Origin of the sequence: Facivitalis istanbulensis, from assembly GCF_040560405.1 — a bacterium.
GTDB classification, from domain to species: domain Bacteria; phylum Pseudomonadota; class Alphaproteobacteria; order Sphingomonadales; family Sphingomonadaceae; genus Sphingomonas; species Sphingomonas istanbulensis.
Genome location: NZ_JAVSCQ010000009.1, coordinates 119,586 through 129,588 on the forward strand (window position 1 = coordinate 119,586; position 10,003 = coordinate 129,588).

The following is a 10,003-nucleotide window of genomic DNA, read 5'->3' on the forward strand; positions in this document are numbered from 1 at the left end:
TCCCCCCATCACCCCGCCGTCACCGGCGGGGCTGGATCATCATCAGGCGTCCTGCGCCAGCTTTTCGGCCTTGGCGACGGCTTCGTCGATCCCGCCGACCATGTAGAAGGCCGCTTCCGGCAGATGGTCGTACTCGCCATCGACCACCGCCTTGAACGAGCGGATCGTATCTTCGATCTGGACGAACTTGCCCGAGATGCCGGTGAAGACTTCCGCGACGTGGAAGGGCTGCGACAGGAAGCGCTGGATCTTGCGGGCGCGCTGGACGGTCAGCTTGTCCTCTTCGGACAGCTCGTCCATGCCCAGGATCGCGATGATGTCCTGCAGCGCCTTGTAGCGCTGGAGCAGCGACTGGACCGCACGGGCCGTCTCATAATGCTCCTGGCCGACGATGCGCGGCTCGAGCACGCGGCTGGTCGAGTCGAGCGGATCGACCGCCGGATAGATGCCCAGCTCCGAGATGGCGCGGTTGAGCACGGTCGTCGCATCAAGGTGCGCGAACGAGGTCGCCGGCGCCGGATCGGTCAAGTCGTCGGCGGGCACGTATACGGCCTGCACCGAGGTGATCGACCCCTTGTTGGTCGAGGTGATGCGCTCCTGCAGCGCGCCCATGTCGGTCGACAGGGTCGGCTGATAGCCCACGGCCGAGGGAATACGGCCCAGCAGTGCCGACACTTCCGCGCCGGCCTGGGTAAAGCGGAAGATGTTGTCGACGAAGAACAGCACGTCCTGGCCTTCCTGGTCGCGGAAATATTCCGCGATGGTCAGGCCCGACAGGGCGACGCGCGCACGCGCCCCGGGCGGCTCGTTCATCTGGCCGTAAACCAGCGCGACCTTCGACCCTTCGCTGATCGCGTTCCCGTCGGCGTCCTTGGCGATGACGCCCGCGTCGAGGAATTCGTGATACAGGTCGTTGCCCTCGCGGGTCCGCTCACCGACGCCCGCGAACACGCTCGTGCCGCCATGGCCCTTGGCGATGTTGTTGATCAGTTCCTGAATGAGAACCGTCTTGCCGACGCCCGCGCCGCCGAACAGGCCGATCTTGCCGCCCTTCGCATAAGGCGCGAGCAGGTCGATGACCTTGATGCCGGTGACGAGGATCGCGCTCTCGGTCGACTGTTCGATGAACTCGGGCGCCTTGGCGTGGATCGGCGCGCGCAGATCGGTGGCGACCGGGCCACGCTCGTCGATCGGCTCGCCGACGACGTTCAGGATGCGACCCAGCGTCGCGGGGCCGACCGGCACGCGGATCTGGCTGCCGGTGTCGGTCACGCTCTGGCCGCGGGTCAGGCCCTCGGTCGTGTCCATCGCGATCGTGCGGACGGTGTTCTCGCCCAGATGCTGTGCGACTTCGAGCACCAGCCGGTTGCCGTTATTGTCCGTTTCCAGCGCCGACAGGATCGCGGGCAGGTTCTCGGGGAAGTGCACGTCGACGACCGCGCCGATGACCTGGGCGATCGTGCCGACATTGTTGGTGGCCGTGGTCGGCCGGATGTCCTCAGCGGCGGTTGCCATCATTGCTTCCTTGGTTCTGCAGGGCCCGACATAGCTTCGGGGCGGGTAAAGGTCACGACCAGACGACGGCCACCGTCGATCTTGTCACGGGTAACATGGAAATCGGCGCCGTTCAGATGGCCGGTGGTGGCGCTTTCGGTCTGGATGGCGGCGGACACCGCATCCTTGCCGTCCAGACCCAGCTGGTCCATCGGCTTCGTCACCCAGCGGATGAACTGGGTCTTGGCGAACGGGCTGGTGTCGAGATTGACGATGTCGAGCGAGAAGCGAAGTTCGTTCAGCCGCTTCGCGTCGCCCTCGACGATCAGGTTGGCCATGTTGACCGGGGCCACCGACGGATCGGCCATCGGCGTGGCCTGCGCGACCGCGCGGTACGGGCCCTGGACGGGCGCGTAACCGCTCATGCGAAAGCCCATCCGGTCGAGCAGGCTGACCGTCTCGGTCGCATCGGCCAGCACGGTCGCCCAACCGCCCTTCACGAACGGCGTGAACGTGGCCTTGGGAGCGTCCTTCGGCTTGTCGGACGCCTGACCGCATCCGGCCAGAACGACCGTCAGCCCCAGAAGGAGCGCCGTCCGCATCAGAGCGCCTCCGCGCCCGAGATGATCTCGACCAGCTCGGTCGTGATCGCCGCCTGGCGTGTGCGATTATACTGGATCGACAGGCGGCGGATCATATCCCCCGCATTGCGCGTCGCATTGTCCATCGCGTTCATCTGCGAACCGTAGAAACCGGCCTGGTTTTCCAGCAGCGCGCGGAAGATCTGCACCGCGACATTGCGCGGCAGCAGCGCGTCGAGAATCTCTTCCTCGCCCGGCTCGAACTCGGCGACCGCCTCGACCGAGGCCTCCGCCTTGGTCGGGGCGGGCATCGGCACGGGGATCAGTTGCTGCGCGACCGGATCCTGCACGAGCGCCGAGACGAACTTGGAGTAGAACAGGTGCGCCACGTCGAACTCGCCGCGCCCGAACCGGGCGATCAGATCGTCAGCGATGGTACGCGCGTCGTCGAACTTGGGCGCCTTGATCGTGCTCATGTCATGATCGGCGAGGATCGCGTTGGGGAAGAAGCGTTTCAGCACGCGCCCCTTCTTGCCCGCGATGTAGAATTTCACCGTCTTGCCCTGCGCGGTCAGCTCTTCGGCCTTACGGCGCGCGGCGCGGACGATGTTGGTGTTGAACGCCCCCGCCAGGCCCCGCTCCGAGGTGGCGACGACCAGCAGCTGGACATCGTCCTTGCCGGTGCCCGCGAGCAGCGGCGACGCGCCGATGCCGCCCACGCGCGCGGCGAGACCGGCCATCACCGTTTCCAGCCGCTCGGCATAGGGACGGCCGTTCTGCGCCGACTCCTGCGCCCGGCGCAGCTTGGCGGCGGCGACCATCTTCATCGCCTTGGTGATCTTCTGCGTCGACTTCACCGAGCCGATGCGGAGTTTGAGGGCCTTGAGAGAAGCCATTCTATTCCAATCCGTCCGCTAGCTCGGTCAGCGCGACCGGGCCTGCCAGCCATTCCTCGTAGCTCTTGAACACCGCGCGCGTGTAGGGCTGCGCATGGTGGAATTCAAAAGCCGCGCGGTCGGCCCACCGCTCGTAAATGTACAGGATGGCGCTGCCGTCGGCGGCGGGATGCGGATCGAACCGCTCGCACCCCGCCTCCATCCTGGTCCTCGCGACGATCCCGGCGACGGCCTGACAGGCCGCCCCGAAATGCTCCGGCTTCAACCGGATCGTCGCGAGATAGGTCAGCGCCATCGGTTACGCGAAGATCTTCGCGAACTGGTCGAGCGCGGCCTTGAGCTTGCCCTTGGCCTCGTCGCCCAGATCCTTGGTGTCGCGGATCATCGCCAGCACACCGGCATGTTCGCCGCGCAGATAGGCCAGCATCGCCGCTTCGTAGCGGACGACCTGCGCCACCGGCACATTGTCGATATAGCCGTTGGTCCCTGCGAAGATCGACGCGGTCTGCTCCTCGAAGGGCAGCGGGCTGAACTGCGGCTGCTTGAGCAGTTCGGTCAGGCGCGCACCGCGGTTGAGCAGCTTCTGCGTCGAGGCGTCGAGGTCCGAGCCGAACTGCGCGAAGGCGGCCATTTCGCGATACTGGGCCAGCTCCAGCTTGATCGAGCCGGACACCTTCTTCATCGCCTTGGTCTGCGCGGCGGAACCGACGCGGCTGACCGACAGGCCGACGTTGATGGCGGGGCGGATGCCCGCGAAGAACAGGTCGGTTTCGAGGAAGATCTGGCCGTCGGTGATCGAGATCACGTTGGTCGGAATGTAGGCCGACACGTCGCCTGCCTGGGTCTCGATGATCGGCAGCGCGGTCAGCGAACCGGCGCCGTTGGCGTCGTTCATCTTGGCCGCACGCTCCAGCAGGCGGCTGTGCAGATAGAAGACGTCGCCCGGATAGGCTTCACGGCCCGGCGGACGGCGCAGCAGCAGCGACATCTGGCGATAGGCGACGGCCTGCTTCGACAGATCGTCGAACACGATCAGCGCGTGCATCGCATTGTCGCGGAAATATTCGCCCATCGCGGTGCCGGTATAGGGCGCGAGGAACTGAAGCGGGGCAGGCTCCGACGCGGTCGCGGCGACGACGATGGAATATTCCATCGCGCCATTCTCTTCCAGCGTCTTAACGAGCTGCGCGACGGTCGAGCGCTTCTGACCCACCGCGACGTAGATGCAATAGAGCTTCTTCGACTCGTCGGTGCCGGCGTTGACCGTCTTCTGGTTGATGAAGGCGTCGATCGCGACGGCCGACTTGCCGGTCTGGCGATCGCCGATGATGAGTTCGCGCTGGCCACGGCCGACGGGAACGAGCGCGTCGATCGCCTTGAGACCGGTCTGCACCGGCTCATGCACGCCCTTGCGCGGAATGATGCCCGGAGCCTTCACTTCGACGCGGCGACGCTCGGCCGCCTCGATCGGGCCCTTGCCGTCGATCGGGTTGCCCAGACCGTCCACGACGCGGCCCAGCAGGCCCTTGCCGACCGGCACGTCGACGATGGTGCCGGTGCGCTTGACGGTATCGCCTTCCTTGATCTCGGCGTCCGAACCGAAGATCACGACGCCGACATTATCGGCTTCGAGGTTGAGGGCCATGCCCTGCACGCCATTGGCGAACTCGACCATCTCGCCCGCCTGGACATTGTCGAGGCCGTAGATGCGCGCGATGCCGTCACCGACGCTCAGCACCTGGCCGGTCTCGCTGACCTGGGCCTCGGTGCCGAAATTGGCGATCTGGTCCTTGATGACCTTGGAGATTTCTGCGGCGCGGATATCCATGGAACGTCAGCCTTTCATCGCGCTGGCGAGCGCATTCAAACGGGTGCGGATCGAGCTATCGATCATCTGGGAACCGATGCGGACGACAAGCCCGCCGAGCAGGTCGGGATCGACCGACAGGTCGACCGAAACCTCACGGCCGACACGGGTGCGCAGCTGCTGCTTCAGCTCTGCGACCTGTCCTTCAGTCAGCGGGTGGGCGCTCGTCACTTCGGCCGCGACCTCGCCGCGATGGCGGCTGGCCAGCAGGCGATAGGCGCGGATGATCTGCGGCAGCGCCGAAAGACGCCGATTCTCGGCGAGCACGCCAAGGAAATTGCGGGTCACCCCGTCCAGGCCCAGCGTATCAGCGACGGCCAGGATCGCCTTGACGGCCTGCCCCCGCGCCACGATCGGGCTCTTGGTCAGCGCGACCAGATCCTTGTCGGCGGCCAGCGCGTCGCGCAGGGTGACGAGGCTCGCCTCGATCGTGTCGATCGAACGACCGTCGACCGCCGTTTCGAACAGCGCGAGCGCATAACGACCATCCAGGCTCGCCTGGATGCCGCCTGTGCCGCTTATAGTACCGCCGGACATCTCCACGGATGCGAATTCCTCGAACAACGAACGGGTTGGCCCCATGGGGAACGGGGCGCGAAAAACGCGCCTCCGATGGGTTGGCGGGCGGTTAGCATCGGGAACCCTTGGATGCAAGCTGCGTGGCACATCTTGTGACAGGTTGGTGACGAAAGCATCAGCGGTTTGGGCGCAAGTCACGGGATGAAGCCGGTTCCGCGACCGGCTATGATCCCGTCCGATTTCGAGGCATCCATAGGAGAACAAGGCATGATCGCCTCACCCCCCGCGACCACGCCCTGGCCCGTCTCCGACAAGGACGAGGCCGACAGGAGCCAAGCCGACAGGAGCCAAGCCGACAGGGACGAGTGGGAGGCGCGCGCATGGGACGCCTTTTGCCGTCGCGACCGCGCCGCCGATGGGCGGTTCGTGGTCGCGGTCGACACGACAGGCATCTATTGCCGTCCCAGTTGCCCCGCGCGGCGGCCCCGGCGGGAGAATATCCGGTTCCTGCCCGACCCTGCGGCCGCGCGCGGGGCGGGCTATCGCCCCTGCCTGCGCTGTCTGCCCGACCAGGTCGCCCGCGACCGACAGGCGGTGGCCACCGCGATTGCACGGATCGACGCGGAAGAGGCGATCCCGGACCTGGCCACGCTGGCGAGCGGAGTCGGCTATGCGCCGCATCATTTCCATCGGCTGTTCAAGCGCGCGGCCGGCGTGACGCCCGCCGCCTATGCCCGCGCCCGCCGCGCGGCGCGCACGGCCGACGCCCTGGCGAGCGAGACCAGCGTGACCCGCGCGCTCTATGAAGCGGGCTATGCCGGACCCAGCCGATTCTATGCGGAAAGCGACCAGCGGCTGGGGATGCTCCCCGGCCAGTGGCGACGCAGCGGCGCGGGCGCGGCCATTCACTGGACGATGGCCGAGACCCCGCTGGGCCCGCTGCTGATCGCGACGACGCCGCGCGGCGTGGCGCGGCTGGCCTTTGACGAGGATGCCACGATGCTGGCCGCCCGCTTCCCCGCCGCGACGATCCGGGAGGCGGAGCCACAGGCGCGGGAGCATCTCGTCGACCAGCTGTCGCGGATCGGTCCGGCGGACGCCTCGCTGCCGGACGCCGCACGCCGCACCGCCTTTATCGAAGCCCTGTCCCGAGCATTGCGCGCGGATCGTGGCACCTTGCGCACATGACCGCCTGGCTCCAGCCTCGCCTTCGCCGGGACGACGCAGCGGGTTGCGCAACGATCCCCGACAGAAATGGGCTGGCCCTATCTCATCGCCTCATCGGGCCGGGCGGCAGCTATAGACCAGCTTCTCATTGGGCAGCGGCGGAAGCTGCTGGCGGATCGCTGCCTGCTCGCCTTCCAGCTTTTGCAGCCCCGCATCGCCCTTGACGCAGGCCTTCGGCGTATCCGGCTGATGCAGCTTGCGGATCGCGTCCATCGTCGCGGCGGGCAACAGGTAGCGCGTCTGGGTATAGGTCCGCGTCACGGGGTCGAAACGCGCAACCGTCACCGTCTGTTCGTCATCGGGGACGATGATGCGCTGCCAGCCGCTCGCGCCTTCCAGAAACTGCGTCCTGCCGTCGGCACATCCCTTCGCGCCCCAGTCGAGCGGGGTCTCGGCGGTGGAAGAGATGGTCGCGCGGCTGCGATCGGCCTGAAGCGTGCACAGCATCGGGCCCAGCGCGGCGTCGACCGGCGTCACCGGCCCCGTCGCCGCCATCTCGCGCGGCAGGCTGACCTCCGCCGACGGGCGCAGCAGGAAGGTCACGATCGCCGCGATCACCGCAGCACCGCCCCCCGCCGCGACCCAGATGGCGGGGCGCCGACGTCCCCGCGATTCGAGCAGCCCCGCCCCGCCGATCGCCAGCGCGCCGCCGACCAGCAGCAGCGCGGCGATGGCCATCACATTCTCCCGCGCGCGTTCGGCCTCGCCGCGCGCGACGTTCAGGGCTTCCTCGCGCCGCAACGCGGCCTCATTGGCCGCCTCGCGCCGGGCCGCGGCGGCATCGGCGATCGCGCGCGCATCGGCCGCGCTATCCTCGCGCAACCGCTCCTCGATCGAGGTACAGGGCATGCCGACCGCCGTATAGGGCTGTTTCGCGGCGCGCAGGAACGCCATCAACTCGGTATCGGCGATCGCGAAGCCGAAGGTCGAATCGCCATCGTCCGCCCGGGTGAGCGCCGAATTGACCCCGATCACCCGCCCGCACGGGTCGAGCAGGGGACCGCCCGAATTGCCCCGCGCGATACTGGCGGTGTGCAGCAGCACCTCGATCCCGGTCAGCGTGCGGCGACCCGAGGCGACCCCCTGCGACCGGACGGGAGACAGCGGCCGGATATAATCGGCCGCCGACTGCGCCGTCGCCAGATCGACATTGCCGGGATAGCCCAGCGCGACCACCTGATCCCCCTCGCTCACCGGGCCGGTGAACAACGCGACGGGCGGCAGCCTGGCCTCCGTCACCTCGACCAGCGCCAGGTCGCGCCGCGCATCATAGGCGATGACCCGCCCCTGATAGGATTTGCTGCCCTCCGACGGCACGACGCCGACCACCACATTGTCGGGATAGCGCTCGGCCAGTTCGACGACATGCGCGTTGGTCACGATGCGATTGGGCGCGACGGCAAAGCCCGAGCCATGGCCAAAGCCCGCCACCTGATCGTCGACCATCGCGATGGTGACGACCCGCACCACCCCGCGTGCGGTCGCGCCGATATCGTCGGCGCGCGCCGGGTGCGGCACGATCCCCGCGACCAGCAGGACCAGGGCAAGAAGGACACGGATCGCCATCGGAACAGCGCTCTATCCCGCCCTTTGATGCCGCCGCAACCGCGTTCGATTAGCTATATGGTAAATCTTGGCAATTACCGATGCCGCGCATGGCTATGGGAATCATGGGATGAGTGCGTTCGGTCGTCGTCAGGGCCCGGGGGGCACAACGCAAGGGCGTCCGGCCTTTGGCGTGGCTCGGCCGATGCACGGGTCCGGCCCCGCGCTCCGTCCCGAAAACAAGCTCGAAAAGGACGTGGTCGCGCTGCCCGGCGGCACGCCGATCCCGTCGCTCGCCGCCCTGCCGGAGGGGGAGGCCAACCCCGCCGCCGATGCGATGAAGCGGCTGGCCGACCGCCAGGCCGCCTCGATCGACGCGACGCCCGCGCGCGGCGAGGGATTCGAGGCATCGATCCACCGCATCAAGGAACAGGTGCTGCCCCGCCTGCTCGAACGCGTCGACCCCGAAGCCGCCGCGACGCTGGGCAAGGACGAACTGGCCGAGGAATTCCGCCCGATCATCGGCGAGGTGCTGGCCGAACTGAAGCTGACGCTGAACCGGCGCGAGCAGTTCGCGCTCGAAAAGGTGCTGGTCGACGAGTTGCTGGGCCTGGGTCCGCTCGAGGAACTGCTCGCCGATGCCGATGTCACCGACATCATGGTCAACGGCCCCGAACAGACCTATGTCGAGCGCAAGGGCCGGCTGGAACTCGCCCCCATCCGCTTCCGCGACGAGGAGCATCTGTTCCAGGTCGCGCAGCGGATCGTCAATTCGGTCGGCCGTCGCGTCGACCAGACCACGCCGCTGGCCGATGCCCGCCTGAAGGACGGCAGCCGCGTCAACGTGATCGTGCCGCCGCTATCCTTGCGCGGCACCGCCATCTCGATCCGCAAATTCTCCGCGAAGCCGATCACGCTCGACATGATGGCGGCGGGCGGATCGATGAGCCAGGACATGGCGACGCTGCTGAAGATCGCGGGGGCCAGCCGGTTCAACATCGTCATTTCGGGCGGTACCGGCTCGGGCAAGACGACGATGCTCAACGCGCTGTCCAAGATGATCGACCCGGGCGAGCGCGTGCTGACCATCGAGGACGCGGCCGAGCTTCGCCTGCAACAGCCGCACTGGCTGCCGCTCGAAACCCGACCCGCCAACCTGGAGGGTCAGGGCGAGATCAGCATCCGCGACCTCGTCAAGAACGCGCTGCGCATGCGCCCCGACCGGATCATCCTGGGCGAAATTCGCGGCGCCGAGTGTTTCGACATGCTGGCCGCGATGAATACCGGCCATGACGGGTCGATGTGCACGCTCCACTCCAACTCCCCGCGCGAGGCGCTGGCGCGTATGGAGAATATGGTGATGATGTCCGACATCAAAGTGCCCAAGGACGCGATCAGCCGCCAGATCGCCGACTCGGTCGACCTGGTGATCCAGGTCAAGCGCCTGCGCGACGGCAGCCGTCGCGTGACCAACATCACCGAGGTGATCGGCATGGAAGGCCCGGTGATCGTCACCCAGGAACTGTTCAACTTCGAATATCTGGACGAAGGCACCGACGGCAAGATCATCGGCGAATTCCGCTCGGCGGGCCTGCGCCCCTATACGCTCGACAAGGCCAAGCAGTTCGGTTTCGACAAGGCGCTGCTGGAGGTTTGCCTGTAGGCCGGCGCAGGCGTTCGCATGACGCATCGCCCTGCCCGGTCATGGCCGGCGATGGGGCAGCCTAATATTACAGTTGCATTCTATTTTTGAGGTGAGCCCTTCTTGCTGCAGCTTGGTGAGCTCGTCTCCAGCATGACCAGGCGATGACGTAGGCAGGCTCGATCCGGCGCTGAGCGAGCTTGTTGGCGATGCGTCGGACCTCCTGAACGGA

Annotated in this window: 9 protein-coding genes; 2 read left to right on the top strand and 7 right to left on the bottom strand. The window is 67.1% G+C overall.

Features of this window, described 5'->3' with window-relative positions; all coding sequences use genetic code 11:
- Positions 1 to 42 precede the first annotated feature (42 nt).
- From atpD to RN629_RS08160, 6 genes are read right to left on the bottom strand one after another with little or no spacing between them, the layout of a single operon-like run.
- Entirely contained in the window at positions 43 to 1,515 is a 1,473-nt protein-coding gene (atpD, locus tag RN629_RS08135; protein ID WP_407034762.1) for a F0F1 ATP synthase subunit beta, read from the bottom strand.
- On the bottom strand, positions 1,515 to 2,096 hold the full coding sequence (locus RN629_RS08140; protein WP_407034763.1) for a hypothetical protein: 582 nt from the start codon (positions 2,094 to 2,096) through the stop codon (positions 1,515 to 1,517). Before RN629_RS08140 ends, atpD begins: the two co-directional genes overlap by 1 nt.
- Positions 2,096 to 2,971 carry a F0F1 ATP synthase subunit gamma gene (locus tag RN629_RS08145; protein WP_407034764.1) on the bottom strand — a complete coding sequence of 292 codons (876 nt, stop codon included), beginning with the start codon at positions 2,969 to 2,971 and terminating at the stop codon, positions 2,096 to 2,098. The genes RN629_RS08140 and RN629_RS08145 overlap by 1 nt, the downstream gene beginning before the upstream one ends.
- A gap of 1 nt (position 2,972) precedes the next feature.
- Entirely contained in the window at positions 2,973 to 3,266 is a 294-nt protein-coding gene (locus tag RN629_RS08150) for a putative quinol monooxygenase (protein ID WP_407034765.1), read from the bottom strand.
- Positions 3,267 to 3,269: 3 nt separating this feature from the next.
- Positions 3,270 to 4,799, bottom strand: coding sequence for a F0F1 ATP synthase subunit alpha (gene atpA, locus RN629_RS08155; protein WP_407034766.1), 1,530 nt, complete (start codon positions 4,797 to 4,799; stop codon positions 3,270 to 3,272).
- Positions 4,800 to 4,805: 6 nt separating this feature from the next.
- A complete protein-coding gene (locus RN629_RS08160) occupies positions 4,806 to 5,375 on the bottom strand; it encodes a F0F1 ATP synthase subunit delta (RefSeq protein WP_407034775.1) in 570 nt (189 codons plus the stop codon).
- A 249-nt stretch (positions 5,376 to 5,624) separates the two neighbouring features.
- Between RN629_RS08160 and RN629_RS08165 the strand changes: the two genes are divergently transcribed.
- Positions 5,625 to 6,545, top strand: coding sequence for a bifunctional transcriptional activator/DNA repair enzyme AdaA (locus RN629_RS08165; protein WP_407034767.1), 921 nt, complete (start codon positions 5,625 to 5,627; stop codon positions 6,543 to 6,545).
- Positions 6,546 to 6,635: 90 nt separating this feature from the next.
- Here RN629_RS08165 and RN629_RS08170 read toward each other — a convergent pair whose 3' ends face one another.
- Complete coding sequence (locus RN629_RS08170; protein WP_407034768.1) at positions 6,636 to 8,150, bottom strand: S1C family serine protease; 1,515 nt, start codon at positions 8,148 to 8,150, stop codon at positions 6,636 to 6,638.
- 109 nt (positions 8,151 to 8,259) lie between these two features.
- Here RN629_RS08170 and RN629_RS08175 point away from each other — a divergent pair, with 109 nt between their 5' ends.
- Positions 8,260 to 9,792, top strand: coding sequence for a CpaF family protein (locus RN629_RS08175; protein WP_407034769.1), 1,533 nt, complete (start codon positions 8,260 to 8,262; stop codon positions 9,790 to 9,792).
- Positions 9,793 to 10,003 lie beyond the last annotated feature (211 nt).

Bases quoted from the DNA above. Each gene is read 5' to 3' on its own strand.
- atpD (WP_407034762.1), bottom strand. From the start codon at position 1,515: ATGGCAACCGCCGCTGAGGACATCCGGCCGACCACGGCCACCAACAAT.
- RN629_RS08150 (WP_407034765.1), bottom strand. From the start codon at position 3,266: ATGGCGCTGACCTATCTCGCGACGATCCGGTTGAAGCCGGAGCATTTC.
- RN629_RS08165 (WP_407034767.1), top strand. From the start codon at position 5,625: ATGATCGCCTCACCCCCCGCGACCACGCCCTGGCCCGTCTCCGACAAG.
- RN629_RS08140 (WP_407034763.1), bottom strand. From the start codon at position 2,096: ATGCGGACGGCGCTCCTTCTGGGGCTGACGGTCGTTCTGGCCGGATGC.
- RN629_RS08145 (WP_407034764.1), bottom strand. From the start codon at position 2,971: ATGGCTTCTCTCAAGGCCCTCAAACTCCGCATCGGCTCGGTGAAGTCG.
- RN629_RS08170 (WP_407034768.1), bottom strand. From the start codon at position 8,150: ATGGCGATCCGTGTCCTTCTTGCCCTGGTCCTGCTGGTCGCGGGGATC.
- RN629_RS08160 (WP_407034775.1), bottom strand. From the start codon at position 5,375: ATGTCCGGCGGTACTATAAGCGGCACAGGCGGCATCCAGGCGAGCCTG.
- RN629_RS08175 (WP_407034769.1), top strand. From the start codon at position 8,260: ATGAGTGCGTTCGGTCGTCGTCAGGGCCCGGGGGGCACAACGCAAGGG.
- atpA (WP_407034766.1), bottom strand. From the start codon at position 4,799: ATGGATATCCGCGCCGCAGAAATCTCCAAGGTCATCAAGGACCAGATC.